This window comes from Mycobacterium sp. 48b (assembly GCF_048282725.1).
In the GTDB taxonomy this organism is placed as follows: domain Bacteria; phylum Actinomycetota; class Actinomycetes; order Mycobacteriales; family Mycobacteriaceae; genus Mycobacterium.
The window spans coordinates 177,369-201,251 of the sequence record NZ_JBLVUL010000001.1 but is presented as its reverse complement, the minus strand read 5'-3'; the positions used below and the strand labels follow the sequence as shown (position 1 = coordinate 201,251).

At 67.8% G+C, this 23,883-nt stretch carries 21 protein-coding genes; 10 read left to right on the top strand and 11 right to left on the bottom strand.

Going from position 1 to position 23,883, the window contains the following annotated elements:
• Positions 1 to 29: 29 nt before the first annotated feature.
• On the bottom strand, positions 30 to 1,682 hold the full coding sequence (locus ACNQR1_RS00925; RefSeq protein ID WP_418050227.1) for a hypothetical protein: 1,653 nt from the start codon (positions 1,680 to 1,682) through the stop codon (positions 30 to 32).
• 14 nt (positions 1,683 to 1,696) lie between these two features.
• On the bottom strand, positions 1,697 to 2,893 hold the full coding sequence (locus tag ACNQR1_RS00920; RefSeq protein WP_418043318.1) for a DUF3068 domain-containing protein: 1,197 nt from the start codon (positions 2,891 to 2,893) through the stop codon (positions 1,697 to 1,699).
• A 238-nt stretch (positions 2,894 to 3,131) separates the two neighbouring features.
• Here ACNQR1_RS00920 and ACNQR1_RS00915 point away from each other — a divergent pair, with 238 nt between their 5' ends.
• Positions 3,132 to 4,250, top strand: a complete 1,119-nt coding sequence (locus tag ACNQR1_RS00915; RefSeq protein ID WP_418050226.1) for an acyltransferase family protein — start codon at positions 3,132 to 3,134, stop codon at positions 4,248 to 4,250.
• On the opposite strand, the gene ACNQR1_RS00910 is transcribed toward ACNQR1_RS00915, so the two are convergent.
• From ACNQR1_RS00910 to ACNQR1_RS00895, 4 genes are read right to left on the bottom strand one after another with little or no spacing between them, the layout of a single operon-like run.
• Entirely contained in the window at positions 4,213 to 5,697 is a 1,485-nt protein-coding gene (locus tag ACNQR1_RS00910) for an AMP-binding protein (protein WP_418043316.1), read from the bottom strand. The genes ACNQR1_RS00915 and ACNQR1_RS00910 overlap by 38 nt on opposite strands.
• 1 nt (position 5,698) lies before the next feature.
• The gene (locus ACNQR1_RS00905) at positions 5,699 to 6,670 is read right to left on the bottom strand and encodes a phosphotriesterase family protein (RefSeq protein ID WP_418043314.1); all 972 of its coding nucleotides are present in this window, start codon (positions 6,668 to 6,670) and stop codon (positions 5,699 to 5,701) included.
• A gap of 19 nt (positions 6,671 to 6,689) precedes the next feature.
• A complete protein-coding gene (locus ACNQR1_RS00900; protein WP_418043312.1) occupies positions 6,690 to 7,106 on the bottom strand; it encodes a PPOX class F420-dependent oxidoreductase in 417 nt (138 codons plus the stop codon).
• Positions 7,103 to 7,588, bottom strand: a complete 486-nt coding sequence (locus ACNQR1_RS00895) for a MarR family winged helix-turn-helix transcriptional regulator (protein ID WP_418043310.1) — start codon at positions 7,586 to 7,588, stop codon at positions 7,103 to 7,105. The genes ACNQR1_RS00900 and ACNQR1_RS00895 overlap by 4 nt, the downstream gene beginning before the upstream one ends.
• A gap of 121 nt (positions 7,589 to 7,709) precedes the next feature.
• Here ACNQR1_RS00895 and ACNQR1_RS00890 point away from each other — a divergent pair, with 121 nt between their 5' ends.
• Positions 7,710 to 8,324, top strand: coding sequence for a class I SAM-dependent methyltransferase (locus tag ACNQR1_RS00890; RefSeq protein ID WP_418043308.1), 615 nt, complete (start codon positions 7,710 to 7,712; stop codon positions 8,322 to 8,324).
• Here ACNQR1_RS00890 and ACNQR1_RS00885 read toward each other — a convergent pair.
• Complete coding sequence (locus tag ACNQR1_RS00885; protein WP_418043306.1) at positions 8,321 to 8,638, bottom strand: GNAT family N-acetyltransferase; 318 nt, start codon at positions 8,636 to 8,638, stop codon at positions 8,321 to 8,323. The two genes, ACNQR1_RS00890 and ACNQR1_RS00885, sit on opposite strands and share 4 nt — an antisense overlap.
• Before the next feature lie 40 nt (positions 8,639 to 8,678).
• On the opposite strand from ACNQR1_RS00885, the gene ACNQR1_RS00880 reads away from it, so the two are divergent.
• Genes ACNQR1_RS00880 through ACNQR1_RS00870 form a run of 3 tightly spaced genes read left to right on the top strand, consistent with a single transcriptional unit; the run spans position 8,679 to position 11,941 of the window.
• Entirely contained in the window at positions 8,679 to 10,265 is a 1,587-nt protein-coding gene (locus tag ACNQR1_RS00880; protein ID WP_418043304.1) for an MFS transporter, read from the top strand.
• Positions 10,266 to 10,319: 54 nt separating this feature from the next.
• Positions 10,320 to 10,985: a TetR/AcrR family transcriptional regulator gene (locus ACNQR1_RS00875; protein ID WP_418043302.1), complete on the top strand. Its 666-nt coding sequence runs from the start codon at positions 10,320 to 10,322 to the stop codon at positions 10,983 to 10,985.
• 14 nt (positions 10,986 to 10,999) lie between these two features.
• The gene (locus ACNQR1_RS00870; protein ID WP_418043300.1) at positions 11,000 to 11,941 is read left to right on the top strand and encodes a R2-like ligand-binding oxidase; all 942 of its coding nucleotides are present in this window, start codon (positions 11,000 to 11,002) and stop codon (positions 11,939 to 11,941) included.
• Positions 11,942 to 12,311: 370 nt separating this feature from the next.
• On the opposite strand, the gene ACNQR1_RS00865 is transcribed toward ACNQR1_RS00870, so the two are convergent.
• On the bottom strand, positions 12,312 to 16,586 hold the full coding sequence (locus ACNQR1_RS00865) for an alpha-(1->3)-arabinofuranosyltransferase domain-containing protein (RefSeq protein ID WP_418050225.1): 4,275 nt from the start codon (positions 16,584 to 16,586) through the stop codon (positions 12,312 to 12,314).
• A 7-nt stretch (positions 16,587 to 16,593) separates the two neighbouring features.
• A complete protein-coding gene (locus tag ACNQR1_RS00860; protein ID WP_003891682.1) occupies positions 16,594 to 16,767 on the bottom strand; it encodes a DUF2613 domain-containing protein in 174 nt (57 codons plus the stop codon).
• A gap of 103 nt (positions 16,768 to 16,870) precedes the next feature.
• On the opposite strand from ACNQR1_RS00860, the gene ACNQR1_RS00855 reads away from it, so the two are divergent.
• Positions 16,871 to 18,010, top strand: coding sequence for a glycoside hydrolase family 3 N-terminal domain-containing protein (locus tag ACNQR1_RS00855; RefSeq protein ID WP_418043298.1), 1,140 nt, complete (start codon positions 16,871 to 16,873; stop codon positions 18,008 to 18,010).
• A gap of 16 nt (positions 18,011 to 18,026) precedes the next feature.
• On the opposite strand, the gene ACNQR1_RS00850 is transcribed toward ACNQR1_RS00855, so the two are convergent.
• Positions 18,027 to 19,211, bottom strand: coding sequence for an amidohydrolase family protein (locus tag ACNQR1_RS00850; protein ID WP_418043296.1), 1,185 nt, complete (start codon positions 19,209 to 19,211; stop codon positions 18,027 to 18,029).
• 154 nt (positions 19,212 to 19,365) lie between these two features.
• Between ACNQR1_RS00850 and ACNQR1_RS00845 the strand changes: the two genes are divergently transcribed.
• From ACNQR1_RS00845 to ACNQR1_RS00830, 4 genes are all read left to right on the top strand, one after another.
• A complete protein-coding gene (locus ACNQR1_RS00845; RefSeq protein ID WP_418043294.1) occupies positions 19,366 to 19,986 on the top strand; it encodes a TetR/AcrR family transcriptional regulator in 621 nt (206 codons plus the stop codon).
• Positions 19,987 to 20,067: 81 nt separating this feature from the next.
• Positions 20,068 to 20,373, top strand: coding sequence for a hypothetical protein (locus ACNQR1_RS00840; protein ID WP_418043292.1), 306 nt, complete (start codon positions 20,068 to 20,070; stop codon positions 20,371 to 20,373).
• A 2-nt stretch (positions 20,374 to 20,375) separates the two neighbouring features.
• Positions 20,376 to 22,250 carry an alpha/beta hydrolase gene (locus ACNQR1_RS00835; protein WP_418043290.1) on the top strand — a complete coding sequence of 625 codons (1,875 nt, stop codon included), beginning with the start codon at positions 20,376 to 20,378 and terminating at the stop codon, positions 22,248 to 22,250.
• Positions 22,251 to 22,345: 95 nt separating this feature from the next.
• Complete coding sequence (locus tag ACNQR1_RS00830) at positions 22,346 to 22,756, top strand: hypothetical protein (RefSeq protein WP_418043288.1); 411 nt, start codon at positions 22,346 to 22,348, stop codon at positions 22,754 to 22,756.
• Here the strand turns inward: ACNQR1_RS00830 and ACNQR1_RS00825 are convergent.
• Positions 22,753 to 23,841, bottom strand: coding sequence for a methyltransferase (locus ACNQR1_RS00825; protein WP_418043286.1), 1,089 nt, complete (start codon positions 23,839 to 23,841; stop codon positions 22,753 to 22,755). The two genes, ACNQR1_RS00830 and ACNQR1_RS00825, sit on opposite strands and share 4 nt — an antisense overlap.
• Positions 23,842 to 23,883: the final 42 nt, after the last annotated feature.

Sequence of the window (23,883 nt, the reverse complement as noted above, 5' to 3'; positions counted from 1 at the left end):
ACCCGCAAAAATGCAGCGTCAGCTCAAAGTCAACAAGAAGTTCTGGCTCGCCAGACGCTGACCGTCATCCCCACTGCCCCACCGACCAGAGTCAGCAGCCACACCAGGTGTGCCGCGATCAACAGGCTTCGGTGCGGCGAGGCCGGGTGGTCACCGCCCATCCGGTACACGGCGATATCGCCGTCCCGGTAGGCCACCGGAAGGTCGAGCTCTGCCGGCGCACCGTTGGTTTCGACCACCAACCAGCCGACACCCGCGTCGGCCACCGTCTGTCGGTCTGCGCCCGAGCGCAGTAGGTCCTGCACCGCGTGGGCCCGCGTCCCCTCTCCGGGCACCACTTCGCCGCCGATCACCAGATCGCCCGTCGACAGCACCTCGGCGCGCAGCCACCGGGGCAACGGATCGAGTACCGGTGCGGCACCGGCCCAGTAGAACAACCGCATGCTGTCCGGCGGCAGAACGGCCACGGGACGGGGATCGGCATTGATCGCCGCCGCAGCCGCGGTCCACCCGGGCGGATACTGCACGGCCCTCATCTGATTGCCCACACCCCACGCCAGGTCGGGCAGGACCGCGATCAGGGCAGCACAGCCCACCGCGGCCGTCGCGGCCATGGGCACCCGCAGCCGGCGTAACGTGACCGGCGCAGCGGCGGCGGCCAGCACGTAGCCCGGTATGGCCAGAGCCACCCATTTCTGTCCGTCGCGCACGACGCCGAGGCCGGGCACTGCCCGGATCGTCGCATCGACAAATGCGAGCCCCGGGCCGGTGGACATGGCTGCCGGAATCAGTACTGCTGCTGCGGCCAGGATCAGCAGCGGTGCCGCCGTGCGGTTGCGTGCCACAACGGGAAGGCCGAGAGCGACCACGCCGAGCAGTACCGCGCTGGCCACCAGTGCGAAAAGCGTTGTGCGTGAGTCGGGTACAGCGTCACCGTTCCAGATGCCGCCGAGGCCTGCGAGGCTGCCCAGGGTGGCCAGCCCGGGCTCGGCCCGGGCCGCGAAGGCGTGAACGCCGGCCGCCGACTCGGGGGACGACACTGTGCCGCCGACAGCAGCAGCCACCAGCCACGGCGTCGCGGAAAGCACCGCCGCCCCCAACCCGAGCGCGGCGACCGGCAGGCGCCGCCGGCCTTGGCCGGGAACCGCCACGCACACGAGGGCCACCGTCGCGGCCAGCATCAGACCGGTCGGAGTCAACCCGGCCAGCGCGATCCAGAAGATCAGGCCCCACCCGGCCGCGGCCGAGGCATCGGCTCGCAGACGCAGTACGCACACCGCGACCCAGGGCAGGCAGCCGTAACCGACCAGCAGGCTCCAGTGGCCCTGCAGCAACCGCTCGGCGACGTACGGATTCCAGACGGCCAGCGTCGCCGCGATGAACTGGCCCGGCAAACCGGATCCCAGCCCGGTGCAGGCCAGCCGCGCGGCGCCCCAGCCGGCCAGCCACAGCGCAGCCACCAACATGATCTTGACGACCACCCCGCCGTCGAGCACGGTCGAGGTCAGGGCGACGAAGAAGTCCTGGGGCAGCGCCCGCGGTGCGGCCTCGGTCAGCCCCAGTGCCGCGTCGGTCAGATACGACTGCGGCGTGGAGACCGCGTCGCGCAAAAGCAGATAACCGGGCCCCAGCAGGGGCCCGGTTATCAGCAACGACAGTGCCAGCGCGTAGGCCGGCAGCAGAGCAGAGCGCAGGCTCAGACCGGCCGGTCCGGTGGTAGGTCGGACGGTCGTTGGGCGGGCAGTTTCTCCGTCTTGGCCTCGGCGCCGGGAACCTGGAAGCCCTGGGTGTCGAAGAAGCCGTGATCGGCGGTGTCGAGTCCGGGATCGATCAGGGTGGACTCGGCGCGCACCGCGAACGACCCCACCACGGCGCCACCGACGAGGGCCAGCAGGCCCAGTGCGGTGAACGTGATCGGCAGGACGCGGGTCCACAGCGACACCCGGTCACGCTCGTCCTGAGCGGCTGCGACCTGCGACTCCACGGTCTCCTCGTTGTAGGTGACCTTGTAGTCGACGTAGGTCACCTCGGGCTTGAGCGCGTCACGTGCGTAGTACTGGTAGCCGTGGTCCTGTGCCTTGACGATGGTGCCCGACACCGGATCGACCCAGAAGGTGCGCTGCGCGGCGTAGAAGCGGTCCATCGTGATCCGCTCGTCGGGTTCGCCGGGGACACCCCACATCTCGGGGCTTGCGGTGACCGAACTGTCGGCGTCGTCCTCGTAGAGCGAGGAGTACTTGACCGGCTCGGCGAGCTTGCCGTCGGAGTCGTAGCCCACGTTCTGGATGAACCGGTAGGTGGTCAGCCCGTTGACGTCTTCTTCACCGTCGTAGTTCGCGTCGAACGGCTTCTGCGCGATCGGGTCGAAGAACGGGTACGTCTTCTTCTCGGTGTCGAACGGGAACCGGTAGGTCAGGCCCTCGTGCGGCAGCGCGACGTTCGTCGGCGGCTTCTCGTCCTCGATGGCCCGCGGCTTCTGCAGGGCGCCGCCCGGGTTGTTGTCGCTGGACACGGCCAGCGCGGTGCCGCGGTTCATCGTGACGGTGTCCACCATCGCCAACAGCAGACCGGCGTCCTTCTGCCGGTCGGTGCGCCGCAGCGTGCTGCCGACCTGCAGCGTCACCACCTCGGCGTTGGACGGTGATTCCACGCTGACCTGTTGCTGGAGGGCGACCGGCACATTGCGGTCGACAGAGAACTTCTCGGCCACCAGCGATTCCGGATCGAAAGCGGTCGCGGTTCCGTCGCTGACCAGGCTGGTGTCCAGATTGAGCGGGATCTTGGCGATCTTGCCCTTGGTGTAGGTGGTCAGCAACAGTGCGGCAATGAGCAGGGCTGCACCCAGCCCCATCAGTCCACATGCCGCGATACGCAGCGCCACTGCGCGGTTCAAACCGGGCCTCCTTCGGTGTGGGCCAACTCGTCGTGAGGCAAACCCGTTCGACCCTAACAGCACTATTTAAGGCCATCACTTACTCCGGCGGCACGCCGCGGGTGCATTGACCCGCAGTTTGGCGGGGTTGCCGTGGCGCGGCACACTGGTCGCCGTGGCCACCCGAGCATCGGAGCCGGAAACCGGTCCGGATGTAGAGGTCGGAGGAACCCGCAGCTTCCTGCCGGCTGTCGAAGGCATGCGCGCCTGTGCGGCCATGGGTGTGGTGCTCACCCACGTCGCCTTCCAGACCGGACACACCACCGGGGTGAGCGGCCGGTTCTTCGGCCGGTTCGATCTCGCGGTCGCCGTGTTCTTCGCGCTCTCGGGGTTCCTGTTGTGGCGCGGTCACGCCGCGGCCGCCCGTGGGTTGCGCCCCCGCCCGCGCACCGGGCACTACCTGCGGTCCCGCATCGTGCGCATCATGCCGGGCTACGTGGTGGCCGTCGTGGTGATCATCCTGCTGCTCCCGGAGGCCAAGGCTGACCTGACGGTGTGGCTGGCGAACCTGACCCTGACCCAGATCTATGTCCCCCTGACCCTGACCGCGGGGCTGACCCAGATGTGGAGCCTGTCGGTCGAGGTCAGTTTCTATCTGGCGTTGCCGATCCTGGCGCTGTTGGCGCGACGACTGCCGGTGCGGGCCCGCATCGGTGTGATCGTCGCGTTGGCGGCGCTGAGCCTGTTGTGGGTGCGCATCCCGTTCTCCGGCACCACCGGGCTCAATCCGTGGAACTGGCCGCCGGCGTTCTTCTCCTGGTTCGCGGCGGGCATGGTGCTGGCTGAACTCACGGTGAGCCCATTCGGCTGGGCGCACCGCCTGGCCCGGCGCCGGGTGCTGATGGGTGTCATCGCCGCGGTGGCGTTCGGGATCGCGGCCTCGCCGCTGGCCGGCTTGGAAGGGCTGCGCCCGGGCTCGGTCGGCCAGGTGACGCTGAAGACCGCGATGGGCGCGATCGTCGCGGGCGCGTTGCTGGCTCCGCTGGTCCTCGATCATCCCGGCACCAGACACCCGATTCTGGGCAACCGGGTGATGGTGACGCTGGGCCGCTGGTCGTACGGCCTGTTCGTCTGGCATCTGGCGGCGTTGGCCATGGTGTTCCCGATGATCGGGGAGTTTTTGTTCAACGGGCAGATGCTGGTGGTGCTGGTGCTGACCCTGGTGTTCGGCTTCGCCCTCGCCGCGGTGAGCTATGCGCTGGTGGAATCGCCGTGCCGGGAAGCGTTGCGGCGCTGGGAGTACCGGAACGAGAGCCCGGTACCGCCGCTGGACAGTTCGATCACCGACGAGCCCGAGCCTGCTCCAGCCGCGCGATGACCTCGTCACGCACCGCCGTGCGACGGGCCTTGCCCGCGTCGTCACGCAGCGGGGTGGCGACGAACTCCACGGTGCGCGGCACCTTGTAGCCGGACAGACCGGCGCGCACGAATGCCTGCACCGCCGTTTCGTCCAGGTCTGATCCGTCGGTTGCCTGCACCAGGGCGTGCGGCACCTGACCCAGATCTTCGTGAGGTACCCCGACGACCAGACAGGACAGTACGTCGGGGTGTTCGGCCAGCGCGGCTTCGATCTCGGCCGGGTAGACGTTCTTCCCGCCGACGGTGAACATGTCCACCCGCCGGTCATTGAGATAGAAGAAGCGGTCGGGACCGTCATCGACGTAATACCCGAGGTCGCCGAGGGAGTCCCAGCCGTCGCGGCTCTTGGCCGTACTGCCGACGTAGCGGTAGGTGGGTGCGCTGCCGGGGCCGGGTCGCATGTAGATCTCGCCGGTCACCCCCGCAGGGCACTCCTGGCCATCGTCGTCGAGCACCTTCATCTCACCGGCCACCACCACGCCGACGGATCCCGGATGCCGCAACCACTGCTCACCCGAGATGAAGGTCAGCGCCTGCAGTTCGGTGCCGCCGTACAGTTCCCACAGCGCCTCGGGGCCGAGCAGGTCGATCCACGCTTGCTTGACCGCGGGCGGGCAGGGTGCGCCGACGTGCCAGAACCGCCGAATGCTGGACAGGTCATAGGCTTTCGGGTCGGCGCGGTACACCGGCAGCAACCGCTGCATGATGGTGGGCACCGTGGTCAGGAATGTCACTCGGTGTTCGGTGACCAGTCGCAGGAACTCGGCGGGGTCGAAGCGCGGCATCAGCACCAGGTGGTGGCCCTGCAACAAGGCGATGGCGAACGTGGTGAAGCCCGTGTTGTGACTCATCGGCACCGACATCAAAGTGACGTCACCTGGCTGAGCGCCCAGCGGAACACCGATCAGGGCGGGCACCCGGCTGTCGCCGCCCGCCTCGATCAGCTTCGGTCGCCCGGTGCTGCCGCCGGAGGCCATCGACTTCCACGTCGGCGCGACGGCCTCGGGAAGCGGTGCATCGGACAGTTTGGTATCGGGAGTGAAACCGGCTGGAACCCAGGCGGTTTCGCCCGCGTCGCGACCGACCACCAGGGCCCGGGGGCGTAGCGCCAGGATCCCGGCGAACTCGGTGTCCGGGAGTTGGGGCGACAGCGGCTGCGGCACCGCACCGAGTTTCCAGGTGGCCAGGACGGCCTGCACCCATTCGATCGAGTTTGGCAAACTGATGGTGACGTAATCACCTTGTCGCACACCGAGTTCGGCATAGGCGCGGGCCAGTCGATTCGTCGAGCGCTCCAGTTCGGCTCGGGTGAGGGTGATGCCCTGGCAGGTCACCGCCGGCCGGTCGGGGTCGGCCTCGGCCAGCAGTGCGACCTGGGTGGGGATCGTCGGAAAAGCCTCGGTCATCTCAGTAGCCGCCCTTGCGCTCGAAGATCCGGCGTGGGTTGTCCACCAGCATCGTGGTGATCTGCTCCTCGGTGACCCCGCGCTCGCGTAGGGCGGGCAGCACATCGTTGTGGATGTGCAGGTAGTGGCTGTTCGGAAGGGCCTGGGAGGTCAGGTCGTCGGGTAGTGCGTCGAAATAACACCAGGTGTCGTGCGAGAGCACCATCTTCTCGGCATGGCCGCGCTCGCACATGGTGGCCACGGTCGCGACCCTCTCCTCGAACGGGAGAAAGACATCCACACCGAAGCGGTCCATGCCGATGTAGGAGCCGTTGCCGATCAACTCCTCGAGGTAGCCGAGGTCGGTGGTGTCGCCACAGTGGCCGATGATCACCCGTGACAGGTCGACGCCCTCCTCTGCGAAGATGCGCTGCTGTTCCAGGCCGCGCCGGCTGGCCGCGTGGGTATGGGTGGAGATCGGCACCCCGGTCTGCCGGTGGGCCTGGGCGACCGCCCGCAGCACCCGTTCGACGCCGGGGGTGACGCCCGGCTCGTCGGTGGCGCATTTGAGGATGGCTGCCTTGATCCCGGTGTCGGCGATGCCGTTCTCGATGTCGCGGACGAACATCTCGGTCATCGGTTCGGGGAGACCCACTACGGGTCCGCTGAAGTGGAAGGTCAGCGGCAGGTCGTTGTAGGTGTAGAACCCGGTGGCGACGACGATGTTGAGGTCGGTGGCCTCGGCGATGCGGGCGATGCGCGGGATGTAGCGGCCCAGTCCGATCACCGTGAGGTCGACGATGGTGTCGACGCCGCGGGATTTGAGTTCGGTGAGCCGCGCGATCGCGTCGGCTTCCCGGCTGGCGTCGTCGCCCCAGGACTCGGGGTAGTTCTGGGTCAGCTCACTGCTCATGATGAAGACGTGCTCGTGCATGAGCGTGACGCCGAGGTCGGTGGTGTCGATGGATCCGTGGGCGGTGTTGACTGTCGGCACGCTGCCGATGCTAGGTCGGTCAGTCCGTTGCGTGCGGGGATTCGGCCCAGTCGCGTGCGGAGGTGCCGCTACCGTCGAGTCCCCAGCTGATGATCCGGCGCGGTGTGAGCCGGATGATGTCGCCGGACAGCCCGCCGTCGGTGGTGCCTGCCCCGGACAATGCGGTTGCAGTACCGCGGATTTCGATTCCGCGGGCGTCCGGTGGTCGCACCGACAGCACCGTGTCGACGATGAACGCCACCCGCGGGTTGCGAAGTACGTTGCGCCACTTCTGCGTCGACGCCAGGGCGTGTCCGACGATGTCGATTCCGGCTCCGTCGGGGCTGAGGTGGACGCCGACCGGTCGGATCTGCGGATCGCCGTCGCGGCCGACGGTGCTCAGCCGTCCGATCGGCTGTTCGCGCAGGTAGGCCAGTTCGGCTGCGGTGAACGTCATGGTGTCTGCTTTCCGTCGTCAGGTTGCAACTGGTCGGTCTGCAAGTGGGTGTGCAGCCGGGTGAATACCCGCTCGATGCACTCGAGTTCGTCGGGCTTGATCTGGGCGAAGAACAGTTCCCGCACCGATTCGCTGTGCAGGGGCACGGCGATGCGCAGTGCTTCGGCGCCCGTGGCGGTCAGCACCGCGCGGTAGCCCCTGCGGTCCTCGGGGACCGGTTCGCGCAGCACCAGGCCCCGCTTGGTCATCGAGTTGATCTGGTAGGTGATCCGGCTGCGGGAGAACACCATCTTCTCGGCCAGTTCACTCATCCGCAGGCGATGATCGGTGGCATTGGCCAACATCATCAGCAGGTGGTAGTCGATCAGGGTGAGGTTGGTGGCCTCCCGGAGTCGCTCGTCGAGCAGTGTTTCCAGGCGCAGGCTGGACTCGATGTAGGGCCGCCAGGCCTGCTCCTCGGCAGTGGACAGCTTGCGCGCCATGCTCCTCCGATCGGCCAATTGGTTCAGGTTTGAACAGTGTGAAGTACTCGCTTGTCAGCCCGTAGATCTCGGCCTACAGTCAATATAGTACAAATTTGAACTAAATGAACGGATGGATGACATGACTCATCGGATCGATTGGGACGATGCCTACCGGCAACAGCAGACCCCGGCCTGGAGCATCGGTGCACCCCAGCCGGAATATGCCGCGATCATCGACGCCGACGGCGCCGTACATGGTGAGGTGCTCGATGCCGGCTGTGGTCATGCCGAGCTGGCACTGGCATTGGCCGCGCGGGGGCACACCGTCGTCGGCATCGACCTCAGTCCGACGGCCGTGGCCGCGGCGGCCGCGGCGGCCGAGGAACGCGGGCTGACCGATGTCACGTTCGCGGCGGCCGACATCTCGTCGCTCACCGGCTACGACGCGCGGTTCGGAACGATCTTCGACAGCGGGCTGCTGCATGCCCTGCCGGATGAACTGCGGGACGGTTACCTGCGCTCGATGCAGCGCGCGGCGGCTCCCGGTGCGCGGTTCTACATCCTGGCGTTCGGTGTCGGAGCGTTCGGCGAGCACGACGGGCCCGGCCCGACCCAGTTCACCGAAGGCCAATTGCGCGAGGAGGTTTCGAAGTACTGGCAGGTGGACGAGATCCGTCCGGCCCGGTTGCACGCGGTCCTGCCCGAAGGCCGCACGCACATGCCCGGCTTCCTGGTGACCGCGACGAAGGTCTAGTCGGCGGCTTCGACCGCGGCCAGCACCTCGGGGGTGACGGCGTCGAGGGCGTCGTCGAAGTCGTGGTGCTTCTGCACGTACTTGGCGACGTAGGGGCAGACTGCCACGATGCGCTTGCCTGCCGCGCGGGCATCGGTCAGCGCAGCCGACACCAGCTCGCCGGCCAGGCCTTGGCCGCCGAACTCGTCGTCGATCTCGGTGTGATGGAAAATGCGCTGATCGCCGGAGTCGACATAGGCCGCGAGGCCGGCATGCTTGCCGTCAACAGTGATCTCGTACTCGCTTGCTTCGGGAATGTTGCGGACTTCAGCCATGTCCTCACTATGCCCCAGCGGCACTGGCACGATCAGGTAGATGGCCGTCACCGCAACGTCGACGTGGGCGCCGTTGTCGTCGCCGATCTACCGGGCGCTGTGGATCGCGCAGTTCGTCTCCAACCTCGGAACGTGGATGCAGACGGTGGGTGCCCAGTGGATGCTGGTCGGTGATCCGCGGGCTCCGGTGCTGGTGCCCTTGGTGCAGACCGCGACCACCTTGCCGGTGATGCTGCTGGCCCTGCCGTCGGGCGTGCTCGCCGATCTGGTCGACCGGCGCAGGCTGCTGCTCGCCACCCAGGGTGCGATGGCGGCCGGGGTGGCGGCGCTGGCGACCCTGACCGGTGCCGGGCTGGCCACCCCGACGGTGCTGCTCACCCTGTTGTTCCTCATCGGTTGCGGGCAGGCCCTGACCGCCCCGGCCTGGCAGGCGATCCAGCCGGACCTCGTTCCCCGCGAACAGATTCCAGCTGCCGCCGCACTCGGCAGCATGAGCATGAACGGCGCCAGGGCGATCGGCCCGGCGATCGCCGGGGCGCTGGTATCGCTGTCCGGTCCGACCCTCGTGTTCTCGCTCAACGCGGTGTCGTTCGTCGGCATCGTGGTGGTGCTGTTGCTCTGGCGCAGGCCCGTCACCGAGCAGCTTCTGCCGGCCGAGCGGCCGCTGGCCGCGCTGAGCGCCGGCGGCCGGTTCATCCGGAGCTCGCCGATCATCCGCCGGATTCTGCTGCGCGCCGTGTTGTTCATCGCGCCGGGCAGCGCGCTGTGGGGGCTGCTCGCGGTGGTCGCCCAGCGTCAACTGGGGGCGTCGTCGTCCGGGTACGGCTTGCTGCTGGGTGCATTGGGGGTGGGGGCGGTGCTCGGCGCCTTCGCCCTGGGCCGCTTGCAGTTCGCATTCGGCCTCAACACCCTGCTGATCGTGGCGGCGCTCGGATTCGGCGGTGCCACTGCGGTTCTGGCACTGGTCCACAATTTCGGCATCGTGCTGGCGGCGCTTGTCGTCGGCGGCTCGTCGTGGCTGTTGGCGCTGTCGACACTCAACGCGTCGATGCAGTTGAGCCTGCCCGCCTGGGTGCGGGCCCGTGGGCTGTCGGTGTATCAGTTGACGTTCATGGGCGGTCAGGCCGTCGGCTCGCTGGTGTGGGGGCTGGTCGCCGGTGCCGCAGGCACCATCACGGCGTTGTTGGTCAGCGCCGGGCTGTTGGTGTTCTGTGCCGCATCGGCGTGGTGGTGGCCGTTGCATGCGCGCACCGGCGATCTCGACATGACCCCGTCGGCGCACTGGCCCGAGCCCGCCCTGGTGTTCGAGCCGGAGCCGCCGGACGGTCCGGTCCTGGTGCTGACCTCCTATCGGGTCGAAGCCGAGCACGAGACCGAGTTCTTCGCCGCGATGGGTGTATTGGGCCGGTCCCGGCAGCGCACCGGGGCCAGCCAATGGCGGTTGTTCCGCGCCGTCGAGCGGGAAGGCGTGTTCGTCGAGGCGTTCGTGGTGCGGTCCTGGGACGAGCACGTGCGACAGCACCGCACCCGACTGACGGGTAACGACCTGGCCATCGAGCAGGCGGTTGAGCGTTGGGTCGAAGGCGAGCCGGTCTCGCACCATCTGATCGCGGTGAAGACTCCTTGACTGTGAGGCCGATCACAGTAATATGACCAGTGGTCATACAGGCTGGAGAGTCAGATGCCGACAGTCACCTGGGCACGATTGGATCCCGCTCGCAGAGCTGCGGTGGTGGATGCCGCCGAGGCGGAATTCGGGGCGCACGGGTACTCCCGCGGCAGCCTGAACGTGATCGCCCGTAAGGCGGGCGTCGCGAAAGGCAGCCTGTTCCAGTACTTCGCGGACAAGCGCGATCTGTACGCCTTCATCGCGGACATCGGCAGCCAGCGCGTGCGCGGGTACATGGAGGACCGGATTCGCGTGCTCGATCCGAGCAGGCCGTTCTTCGAGTTCCTGACCGACCTGCTCGACGACTGGGTGGCCTACTTCGCCGACCATCCCCAGGACCGTTCGTTGCACGCCGCAGCGAGCTTCGAGGTGGACACGGATGCCCGCGTCAGCGTGCGCACGGTGATCCACCGTCACTATCTCGAGGTGCTCCGCCCTCTGGTCCGGGACGCGCAGAACCGGGGTGATCTGCGGGCCGATGCCGACACGGACGCGCTGTTGTCGCTGCTGTTGATGATCATTCCGCACCTGGCGCTGGCGCCCTATGTGCGCGGCATGGACCCGGTGCTCGGCCTGGATGAGCAAACCCCGGAACAGCCGGCACTGGCTGTGCGCCGCCTCGTCGGCGTGTTGTCGGCCGCTTTCTCAGCATCAGATCAACCAGCCCGCCAGACCTGAGGAGGTCAATTCCCATGTCACACACAAAGTTCGGTTCCCTGGCCAAGGGTGGTCTCAATTGGGACAGTGTGCCGTTGCGGTTGTTCGCCGGCGGGAATGCGAAGTTCTGGAATCCGGCTGACATCGATTTCTCCCGCGACCGGGCGGACTGGGAAGCGTTGACGGACCGGGAGCGCGAGTACGCCACCCGGCTGTGCGCGGAGTTCATCGCGGGCGAGGAGGCCGTCACCAAGGACATCCAGCCGTTCATGAGTGCGATGCAGGCCGAGGGGCGCCTGGGTGACGAGATGTACCTGACGCAGTTCGCGTTCGAGGAGGCCAAACACACGCAGGTGTTCCGCATGTGGCTCGACGCCGTCGGGATCACCGAGGATCTGCACAACTATTTCGACGAGCTTCCGGCGTACCGGCAGGTGTTCTACGAGGAACTGCCCGAGTCGCTGGACGCGTTGTACTCCGACCCGTCGCCGGCCTCCCAGGTTCGGGCGTCGGTGACCTACAACCACATCGTCGAAGGAATGCTGGCGCTCACGGGATACTATGCGTGGCACAAGATTTGCGTCGACCGGGGGATTCTGCCCGGGATGCAGGAACTGGTCCGGCGGATCGGGGATGACGAGCGCCGACACATGGCGTGGGGCACCTTCACGTGCCGGCGCCACGTCGCCGCCGACGATGCCAACTGGGGCGTCTTCGAAGACCGGATGAACGAACTCATCCCACTGGCGCTGCGACTCACCGAGGAGGGCTTCGCCCTCTACGCACCGGACATCCCGTTCGGTCTGGTGCAGGACGAGTTCATGCAGTACTCGGCGGACAAGGGCATGCGCCGATTCGGCACCATCAGCAGCGCCAGGGGTCGCCCGCTGGAGGAGATCGACCTCGACTACTCGCCGCTGACGCTGGAGGACACGTTCGCCGATGAGGACGCACGGGCGCTGGCAGCGCCTGCCTGACGCACGCCGAGGCGACCGTTTGTGACAAATTTTTGCTGTGGGACCGTCACGAACGGTATAGCCGGCGCGTATCGGGGACCGTCCGCGCAGTCCCCCCGAGCGTGCGGTGTCGGCGAACCCCTCCGTCGCCGACACCGCAGCCGTACGCACCGAATAGTGCGCAGCCGCGCGAACACAGCTAAGCCTGATGGGCCAGGCTGTCAACCGGGTGCGTAGTTACTGCATCCAGTCGTGCCCAATCCAGGTCCGCCATCTGCGATCCCCTGCACAGCAAAGCGATTTCCGGGACTGCGCCACGCGTGCCGGTACCGTAAGTACTGGATACCCACGTTGTCAACAGCTCCACCGGATGATTCGGCACAACCCCAGTTCAGCCGTGGTCGGCCGGTTCCGCCTCGGGCAGCCGGACGGGGTCTGATGTCCGCTCAGAAGTTCGCTGGGGCGTGACCGTGGAAGCCGCGACGAACGTGATCGACAGCAGCGCGAGCAGCTGGACCCACGGCGAGTGCCCGACGTAGCCGTCGACCGACCGCCAGGGGTACTGGCTCAGCGTCGCGCCGGCCAGGATGAGCCCGCCCGCGGCCACCGCCACGGTCAGGTTGTCCCGCCAGCGGTCGCGGTCGCGCAGCGCGTAACGCACCCCGAGCGCGCCACCGGCCACCAGTAGGCCGGGCAGGCCGGAGATGGCGGTCCCCACCGCGAGCACCGCCGCGCCGGCGAGCATCGGGGCCGGCTGCCATGGCCGCACCGGTTCGAGATCCGGAACGCGGCGCCGGGCCGGCCACAGTGCGAGCAGGGCCAGGACCGGGAGCAGCGCGAGCCCGGCGATCAACCCGATGCGGTAGGGCCGGTTCGAGGGGAAGGACAGCGTCACCGGACCGCCTGAGCCGGCCGGGATCACCCAGCCCTGCTGCCAGCCGTTGACCTTCACCGGAGTCAGTGCCGCACCATCGGCGTTGCGCGCGATCCAGCCCGGGTTCACGCTCTCGGGCACCACCAGGACCCTGGCGCCGGCGGCGGTCGGCACCTGCGCTTCGCGCCGATCCGGTGACCACACCGGGGTTTCGACGGGAGTGGTTGTGGCCGTGCGTAGTTGGGCTGCGGCCCGGGTGTTGAGGACGACACCGTCGACGACGAACGCCGAGCCGGGGCTGACCAGCAGTTCCTGCTGACCGGCGGGCAGGGTGATCGGCCCGGTCCGGCAGGGGTGGGCGGCAATCGGATCGCCGTCGAGCAGCGCCCCCACGGTCGTGCGCACCGAGGTCTGCACGAACTGCCCGGCCACACCGATGATCGGACCCTGTCCGCACGGAAGTGACACTGTCCGTTTGCGATTGGTGGCGGAGTCGGCCGCGGCGACAGGCTTGCCGTGCACGTCGAGGACGGTCAGTTCGGCCAGGCCGGGCGGCTTGAGCTGATCGAAGCCCAGCGAGGTGCGGTCGATGATGTCGTTCCACCCCAGCAGGGACACCGTGATGGTGTCGGTCACCCGAGGCTTGAGCTTCGCGGTCCGGGGTTCGCCGTCGCCGGACAGTTTGGTTGTCTGCGGACCGTCGCCCAGGTCGATGGCCACCAGCGTCGGGTGTGCGGGCGGTTGGCCTGCGCCGGGATCGATCCGCAGCGCTCCGACTTCGGTCGGTGCGGGCAACTTCAGCGTCAGCGTGGGCGGTGCCTTGAACTGGACGACGCGCTGCGGAGCGGTCCAGGATGTCCGCGGGTCGCCGTCGGTGGCGGCGTAGGCCGACCCGAGGACGTCGATCGGGTCGGCGTCGCCGGAGGCGCGGGTGGTCCCGGGCTGAGCGACCAGATCGGCCAGCTTGGGCCCTTGACGCGACCGGATCCACACGGTCGGCTCGACGTCGGTGGGGCTGGGCACGTTCAGCGTGCGGCTCAGGTTGACGGGCTCCTCGGAGGCCAGCGCCAGCGCCGCCGCGCACCGCACGCCGGCGGGACTGTCCGCGCACCCGGTCCGGCCCAGGAGTTCTGTTCCCAGATCCCATTGGGCGACAACGGAATCAGCCGGTGGCGCGGGGACCTCGACAGTGTGCCGCAGGTTGATGGGATGGGCGAAGCCCGACGCGTCGTACTGGGTCACCGACAGGTCGGTGATGCCGAATTGCACACCGGCCGAACCGTCGTCGGTGGCGACCGCGGTGACCCGCACCCACGGGGTCTCGCCGACCGGCAGCGGGACGGTCAGCTGTTGACCGGCGGTGTCGAAACGCAGACTGCTGGTGCCGGTGGCGGTGGCGACCTCGATCCGGCGGACCTGGGCGCCGACGGCGGTCGCGCTGGGGGTGATGGTCAGCGTGGCGTTGGTGACCGGGTGATCGAAATCGACCTGGAGCCACTGCCCGACGGCGGCCTGCAGGGCGTTGGACACCCACGACGTCGAGCCGTCGCTGTCGATGGCCGCGGCAGGCCCGGTGGCCGGTGCCACGTTGGGCAGCGCGGTGGAGTCTGCCGCGGAGCTCGACACCGAAACCCGTCCGCCGTTCCACTTGCCGTACACCGGCGCGGCACCCTCGGCCGGATAGTCCGGAACCCGGTTGTGGGTGTGGCGGGCATCGTCCGGCGTGCGGATCGCGGAAGCATGGTCATCGACGCGGCCGTAGTCGATCTCGCGCGCGGTCGGGGTGTCGGTGACGATCACCCCGGCGGCTCCGTCCGGTTGTACCGGCAGCCCGGCCCGTTCGGCGTCGGCGGTCAGCAACATCGGCCCCAGCGGGGGTTTACCGGCCAGGCGGCGGCGTTCGTCCAGGCGCAGCAGAGCCTCGGGTGCGCCGGCCACCCGGGTCATCGCATCGGTGTCGACGAGATAGGGCGCGGCCGGATTGGTTCCGCCGGTGTCGACGCGGTAGATCTCGACGGCGGGATACCGGGGCCGCAGGCCGCTGTCGGCGACGAAGCCTTCCAGCGTTCCCGGTCCCACCGAGTCGCCGAACTCGGCGACCTTGGTGAGCCCGGGAGAGCCCTCGATCGAGCGGTGCACCAATACCGGCCGCGCCGAACGGGATACGTCGGGATCCAGGTCGTTGCGCACCACGACATAGGAAATGCCTTGCCGGGCAAGGCTGTCGGCGAGCCCGGCGGACGGTCGGCCGGCGGCGAACAACCGCTGCACCGAATCGAGCGCGCGGATCGTCTCAGGCGGTGTCAGCGGGATCGAATCGCGCACCCCCCATGGGCTGGATCCGAGCACCTGCAACGGCTCGTCGTGGCTGTTGCCCCAGGTCTGGGTGGCGAACGGGGCGCCCGGAGCGACCAGGACCCGGCCCCGTTCGGTGTTGTGCTCATCCAGCCAGTCCGCGGTGTCGTGCCAGTACTGCGGAATCGCGGTGAACGTACCGGCCGGGGCGATGCGGCCGGTCCAGGCGATCGAGGTTCCGGCGGCCATCGCTGCGAGCACGACGATCGCCACCGCGATCCGCTTGTCGCGTTCGGGCCGGGAGAAGGCGCGCACCCACACCATCCGAGGCGCGCTGCCGGGCAACGGAATCCGACCCAGCAGATGCGCCAGGCCCAGCGCCAGCGGCAGCCGCAGCACCGGATCGAGCTTGGCCAGGTTGCGCAGCGGCGTGCCGGTCCCGTCCAGGAAGTCCTGAACGGCCGCCCCCACCGGTGAGCCCAGCCCGCCGGAATAGCCCAGGGCCAGCAGCACCACGCCGATCAGCAGCATGGTGATCAGTCGGCCGCGGGCGGGCATCGAGCGCAACGCGAGCCCGGCCAGGCCGGCGGCCGCCACCAGCGTGGTGGCCAGCACCGCGACGGTGCTCGTCACGAGCGACGCGGCCGCAGTGGCGGTGGACGCCACGAACGGGGTCCAGGTGTGGGTACCGCGCAGCATCTCGGTCAGCGACATCCACTGTGTGGTGACACCCGAGGATTCGATGAAGTCCAGGAACGGTGGGCTGATCCGGCCGAGCAGCAGCAGCGCCACCACCCACCAGGTGACGGCCAGGACCCCGCACAGCGCCCACCACGCGGTGAATCGCCACCACAACCGATTCGGCCGGTGGCAGGCCCACCAGATGATCGCGGCCAGACAACCCGTCAGTGTGGCGACCGCGTTCACCGCACCCATGAGCGCCACGGCGCCCGCGGACCGGGCGGCCATGAGCCGCAGGTTCCTATCCCCGCGAAACACCAGGATGATCGGCAGCAGCACCCAGGGCGCCAGCATCACCGGCAGCGTCTCCGACGAGATCGCGCCCAGTGTGGTCAGCACCCGCGGTGACAGCGTGAACGCGAGCGCACCGAGCACGCGTGAACTGGTGCTGCCGATGCCGAGTGCTTCCGCGACCCTGATGAAGCCCCAGAAGCCGACGGTCAGCAGCAGTGCCCACCACAGTCGCTGGGTCACCCAGCCCGGAATTCCGAGCAGATCAGCGGCCAGGAAGAAGGTGCCGTGCGGGAAGAGATAGCCGTAGGCCTGGTTCTGCGCCTGCCCGAACGGCAGATCGCTGTTCCACAGATTGAAGGCGCGCGCCAGGAACCGCAGCGGATTCGCGGTCAGGTCGAGCTTGGTGTCGGGTGATATCTCTCCGGGCGACTGGGCGAAAGTCAGGAGCAGCGTCGCCGCGGCGACCACCCACAACCAGCGCCGCGACAGTGACGAGTCAGATGCCCGCCGCGTCAGCGGCACATCCAAGCTAGGACCGGTCGCCGTACTCGACCCTGTTGAGCACCGATGACGCAGGGTCGCCCGCTTGCAGAGGAGGCTTCGTGTCCTGCTGCACCATTAGCGTCACACCGAAGACGGCAGCCGCCCCCAACAGCAGGCCGACGACAATGCTGGCCGCGGAGGGTACGACGAACCGATTCACCCGGCCAACCTAGCATGGCGACCCCCCTGATCCGTGTGAGGTGGACCTGCGTCGACACGCAGAGAATCGATTACCGCTTGCACAGCGGCTAAGGTCGGGGCCCATGGCTTCACCGCGTCTCGTCGCAACTTTCGCAGCGTTGTCCGGGCTGTTGCTGGCCTGCTCTCCGAGCACTCCGGCGCCAGAGTCCCAATCCTCGGACACGAAGCCGATGTCCACCCACGCGCCGATGCCGGCTGCCCCGGTGTGTGACCTGGCCGGCCTGTCACCCCGCGACAAACTGGCCCAGCTGCTGACCGTCGGCATCAAAGATGCGGCCGACGCCCGCACCGTGGTGTCCGAGCAGCATGTCGGCGGCATCATGATCGGCAGCTGGACCGACCTGTCGATGCTCACCGACGGCTCCCTCCCCGACATCTCGGCCGCAGGCCCGCTGCCGCTCGCGGTCACCGTCGACGAGGAAGGCGGCCGGGTGTCGCGGCTGGCCTCGCTGATCGGCGAGCAGCCGTCGGCCCGGGTGCTGGCTTCGACCAAGTCCGCCGACGAGGTGTACGGCATCGCGCTGGAGCGTGGGAAGAAGATGCGCGATCTCGGGATCACCGTGGACTTCGCGCCCGTCGTCGACGTCACCTCAGATGCCGACGACACCGTCATCGGAGACCGTTCCTTCGGCGACGACCCGGCCAAGGTCACCGACTACGCCGGCGCCTACGCCCGCGGCCTGCGGGATGCCGGGGTGCTGCCGGTGCTCAAGCACTTCCCCGGCCACGGTCACGGCTCGGGCGACTCGCACACCGCCGGTGTCGTCACCACGCCGCCGCTCGCGGAGCTCCAGGCCAACGACCTCGTGCCCTACCACACCCTGACCACCCAGGCCCCGGTCGCCGTGATGGTCGGACACCTGGAGGTGCCCGGCCTGACCGGAACGGATCCGGCGAGCCTCAGCCCCGCGGCGTATGACCTGCTGCGCTCGGGCAACTACGGCGGGCCCGGATTCAACGGCGTCATCTACACCGACGACCTGTCCAGCATGGCCGCGATCAACCAGCGCTACGGCGTGGCGGCGGCGGTCCTGAAGGCGTTGCAGGCCGGGGCCGACAACGCGCTGTGGATCACCACCGACGAGGTGCCCGCGGTGCTGGACGGTTTGGAGAAGGCCCTGGCCGATGGCCAGCTGAACCAGGCCGCCGTGGATGCCGCGGTGCAGCGCAACATCGACGCCAAGGGCGGGGTGCACTGCTGAGTCCGGTGCGCCGGGTTCACAGCGAGTAGACCCGACTGGCGTTGTGGACGCCGATCATGTCGACGATGCGGATCGCGTCGGCCTCGCTGCAGTCCCCGGTCCGCACCCACTCACCCAGCGTGAGTCCCATCGCGCGGCGCCACAGCACCGAGCCCAACAGGTGTAACTCGGGTGGGCCGAAGGCATCCGAGGAGTACAGGTGTTTGGCGAACGGCGCTGTCTCCAGCGCCTCGGCGACCACGGTGTTCGAGCGTGCCCCGAGGTGATTGACGGCAAGGCCGACATCGAAATGCACCTGGTCGAAGGCCTGGGCGAGGTACCCGGCCTGACGGTGGAACGGGTAGCAGTGCAGCAGCAGCACCGGAACCGGTGCCATGGTGCGCAGCAACGGCAGCAACAGCATCGGGTCGGTGCGGTGCAGATCGAGGTCGCGGTCGCCGAACCCGACGTGGACCTGGATGGGCAACCCGTGGTCGGCGGCCTCGTGCACCCCGAACGCGATCAGCACCGGACTGTCCACCCGCTGCCGATCCCGGGCAGCCAGTTCCCTGGCGTGCTCGATCACCAGCTGATCGGCGGGGCGTGACCAGTCGATGTCGAACGACGTGCGATAGGCCGCAATCGTCTTGGTGCCCACCGTTTCCGGCGAGGCAACCGCTTCGGCGAGCGCGTACCGGAACGCGGCGGGAAACTCCTCGGGCCTGGTGCCGGACTCCAGAAGGTTCTGGCTCAGCTGCTCCAGCCGCAGAATTTCAGACGACGGACGGCCGCTGAGTTCGGTGAGGCGTTGCGGGGTGGTGATGAGGTCACCTTGGAATCCGGTGTCGACGATCCAGCGTTCGACGCCGGCCTGCGGCAACATGAGCGCCGCCAACTCGTCAGGGTCGAGCTCGCTGCGGCGCTCCCAGTAGGTGTCGGCGCCGGCTCGGCTGGGCAATCCGAGAACCGGTGCGCACCAACGCCGGATCGACAGGCCGAGCGGTGAGTCGAACTGCGTCATGAAATCCGGAATCGGGTCCGTGGACGCTTCGTTGATCGACGCCTCGAAACCGGCCCGGTCGACAGGCTCGTGGAACGCCCCGTGCACGTGGTGGTCGATCAACCGGATGTGGCGCAGATGCTCGGCGAGGGCGTCGGGCACCGCATCGTGGACCCCGTCGAACACGTCGATCATCGGGCCGGCGATCTCACCATCCGGCATAGCGTGCGACCTCCTCGGCGGCACGGTGATCTCCTGCAACGATGCCGCCGACGTAGTACACCACTGCACCCGGTTTTCGGGTACGGAAACTCACCCGCGCTGCGAGTCGCTGAGCTGCTGCCGCGACCGTCAACCCGACGTTTATCCTGTTCGGATGGCAGGTGGAACCAAGCGGCTGCCGCGAGCCGTACGCGAACAGCAGATGCTCGACGCTGCGGTGCAGATTTTCTCGGTCAACGGCTACCACGAGACCTCGATGGACGCGATCGCCGCGGAGGCCGAGATCTCCAAACCGATGCTGTACCTCTACTACGGCTCCAAAGAGGAATTGTTCGGGGCGTGCCTGAACCGGGAGCTGACCCGGTTCGTGGATGTGGTGCGCGGCGAGATCGACTTCACCCAGAGCCCCAAGGATCTGCTGCGCAGCGCCGTGCTCGCGTTCCTGACCTACATCGATGCCAACCGGGCTTCGTGGATGGTGCTCTACACCCAGGCCACCAGCTCGCAGGCGTTTGCGCACACCGTCCGCGAGGGCCGTGACCGCATCATCGATCTGGTGGCCCGGCTGCTCAGTACGGGAACACGTAATCCTCAGCCCGACAGTGACTTCGAGATGATGGCGGTCGCGTTGGTGGGTGCCGGTGAGGCGATCGCCAGCCGGGTCAGCACGGGCGACGCCGACGTCAACGAGGCTGCCGAGCTGATGATCAACTTGTTCTGGCGCGGTCTGAAGGGCACGCCGTCCGACGCCGGAAGTCACCCGGTCGCGGGTTAGCTCCACGCGGTTGGGCCGAGGTGTGGCGGCACGGGAGAATTGGTGTCTGAGCGACCCTCTTTGCGGCGTTAGGCTGCCCGTGTGGGTTCCGTGCTGAAAGTTGCTCCGGCCGAATTGCGGTCGGCCGCCGCCGCCGAGACCGCGGTAGGCGGGGTCATCACCGGGCTGGGGGTCGGGCAGCTGTTGTCTGCGGCCGCAACGGCCATGCCCGGCCTGCAGAGCGGTGCGGCCTGCGGCCAGGCTGCGGCGACCGTGGACAGCGCGGTCCAGGCGATCGGCAACGAGGTCGGCACGCATGCCGACAATTTGAACACCGCCGCCAGTGCGTACCAGACCTCTGACGACGAGTCCGCGCGCCGGCTGAAGTCAGCCCAGCCAGCTGGTTGACCATGCCGGTGTCGATTTCTCAGGTCGAGTCGTCGAATCCTGAGGCACTGGTGCAGAGCGGCACCGACGTCGGCAGCCGCGCCGCTACGTTGGCGACCCAGATGGACCAGCAGCGAGCCGTCATCGACAAGTTGCGTGCCGGCTGGACGGGTGCTTCTGCTGACGCCGCGATCGCCAGTGCCACAGCGTCACTGGAACGCATGCAACGGCTCCACGAGAGCCTGACGAAGTTGAGTTCCGCCTTGCAGGACGGTGGCGGCGAACTGGTGCAACAACGCAGCCGGATCCTGGGCACCGTCGAACGGCTCGAAGGGCAGGGGTGGCAGGTCGCCGACGACGGCACGGTGTCGATCCGCCCGGGCAGTGCGCTCGATTTCTTCGCCAGGTTGAGTCCGGTGAACCGGCTGATGTTGCAGGCGATGGCGGCGAACGCCTCTGTGGAGCTCAAGTCGATGCTGGCTCAGTTCGAGACCACCGACAACAAGGTCGGACAGCAAGTGCGCGATGCGGTGGCAGCGCTGAGCACTCCGGATCCCAAGCAGGCACCCGATCCGAACAGTCCCAGGGCGTTGGTCGACCGGCTGGCCGGCATGACACCTGACGAGCGGGCCGCCTTCCTGGCTGGGCTGAGCCCGGAAACCCTGCACGAGATGGTGCTCGCCGACCCGCAGGTGATGGGCAATACCGACGGTGTGCCGTTCGACACCAGGATCGAAGCCAACAACATCAACATTCGCAACGCGTTGGACGCAGAGCTGAAGAAACCGTCGCCCGACGATGCACGGGTCAAGCAGCTGCAAGCCATGCTGACCCCGATCGAATTTCCCCCAGGCAGCGGTCAGAAGGTGCCACGGAAGTTCGTCGGATTCTCCACCGAGGGCAACGGGCGGATGATCGAGATGATCGGTGACATCAAGCCGGGAATCAAGGGCGTCGGTGTGGTGGTTCCCGGCACGGGCACCAACCTGAACGGCAGCGGCTCGAACCACAATGCGGCGGTGGCGTTGGCAGATCAATCGGAATCGCCGGTCTTTTTGTACATGGGCGACGACTTCCCCCAAGATCTGCTGACCGATGCGACGGACCCTGCGTACGCTGCGTCGATGGCGCCCAAGCTGGTGTCGTTCGGCCACGAGATCGACCGGGAGGTCGGTGCGGGGGCGCCCGGCACACCGGTTACCTATATCGGCCATTCCTACGGCGGCGCGATCGTCGGAACCGCCGAGCAGATGGGGTTGCGCGCAGATCGCGTCCTGCATGCCTCTTCGGCGGGCACCGGCATTCTCACCGGCGAATACACCAACCCGAATCCGGACGTTCAGCGCTACTCGATGACCGCACCGGGAGATCCGATCGGGCCGGTTCAGTCGCTGCCCCGTGACGCCACCGATCAACAATGGATCGACTCGATACCGGGGATTCCGCACACCGTCGACGGGCAGGTGGGCAATCCGCTGGGTGGCCTGCCCTCGGCGACCGACCCCGACAAGATTCCCGGGGTCACCCGCCTGGACACCGGTTACTACGGGCTCGGGGGTGGGCACCACGGCGAGGTGATCGTGGGGCAGAACGCGCACGGAGAATACTGGAACGACCCGAATTCAGACGCGTTCAAAAACATGGTCGCCGTCATCAGTGGCGGTGAGGCCACCGGTTACGTCGAGCGTGGGATCGAGACCAACTATATGGATATCGATATCGGTGACGACGGGAACTTCCGGGCCGAGGCGTCGGATACGGCTCGCGGCTTCGGCGCCCCCAAAATTCCGGAACTGCCCTGGGACGATGACGGATCCTACGAAAGGCGGCAACATCCGTGGGACAATCCGGTGGTGACGGACAATCCTGGCAAGGGGCCCCGGATACAGGTGAAATGAAGCTGATCACAACGCTTTTCGTGACGATATTGCTGGTCTCCACGACTTCATGTGGATTCTTCCGGAAGGATCGGCCTGCTACCGAAGGTGAGGCGATGACGGAGCCGATTGCATTGACTGTCACCGAGGCGGCACGGGTGGTCGCGGGCTATGTGTCGATGATCGTCGACAGGCCCATCGATCCCGATCCCGCCTTCGCGGCCTTGCATGGCTGCCGCACGAATGCGGGGATGATGCCGGACGGGCCGCCCTGGCGGGTGTACCGCAATGCCTCGATTCCCGATCCCGCACCCGAACTGGTCCAGGCGGCCCTCACCCGTAGCGAAACCCTGCTCAACGAGGGGTTCCAACCCATCCCGTGGACCCGCCCGGAGCCGGAACCGCCGAACAACAAAGCCTATGAGGACAGTCGCGGGTACAGCGTCTCGGTACGGGCTGAAGTCAGTCCGGCCGGGACCTACAGACTCGACGTGTCCGCGACCTCGCCGTGTGCCAACGAGGATTAGACGGCCACACCCTCCACCAGGCTGAACGGTGACGCCGTCTCCACCACGCGGGTGAGCCGGAATCCGGCCTGCTCGTACAGCTTTCGGTAATCGTCCGCGCTGCGTTCCCGCGCGGCGATGCCGATCAGCATCTCCATGTCGGTCCACTTGCCCAGGAACTCCCGGTCGTGGTCGGGGATCACCCCTTCGACCAGCAGCAGGGTGGTGCCCGGCGCAGCCGCCGAGCGGATATTGCGCAGGATCGCCAGCGCCTCGTCGTCGGGCCAGTCATGAATGATGTTCTTCATCAGGTAGGCGTCGGCGCCGTCGGGGACACTGTCGAAGAAGGACCCCGGAACCACCTGAACCCGATCGGCCACTCCGTACCTGTCCAACATCGCCGGTGCCCCGTCGACCACCTGCGGCAGGTCGTAGAGCACCCCGCGGGCGGCCGGGGTGGCGGTCAGTACGGCGGCCAGCAGCCGGCCGTGCCCGCCGCCGACATCGGCGATGGTGCCGAACCGGGTGAAGTCATAGGCCGCCACCACGGGGGCGATGGCCAGTTCGGAGATGCTGGTCATGGCGTCGTTGAAGATCGCCCCCAGTTCCGGCTCGGAGCCCATGTAGTCGAACGCGCCTTTGCCGCGCAACTTGGGGATGACCGCCTCACCGGTGCGGACCGCATCGGCGAGATGGCTCCAGTGCTCGCGGTGCTGCGGCGAGCCGACGAACTTCGCCATCCCGGCGATCGAGACCGGCGCGTCTTTACGCAAGGTGTCGCCCAGCGCGTTGAGCGCGTAACGGCTGTCGCGGGTGCGGCGGAAGACGCCCTCGCTCACCAGCGCCCGCATCAGCCGGTCCAGTGCGTCCGGGTTGGCTTCGACCCGGCGCGCCAGCTCCTCGGCGCGCAGCGGGCCGTCGGCCAGCGCGTCGGCCACCCCGAGCTGTGCGGCGGCGGTGATGCCCTGGGCGACCCAGGCGCCCAGGATCATCTCCAGCATCGCCGCGGGCGGCGGGACCGCGCGCTGATGCACGCGACGCAGGTGATGACGGACGCGTTCGACCGCGCGAACCAATCCGGCGGGCGGCACCTTGGCGGGAGTCACCGGATGACTCTAGGGCAGGTGGGCCGAGGTGTCGGTCACTAT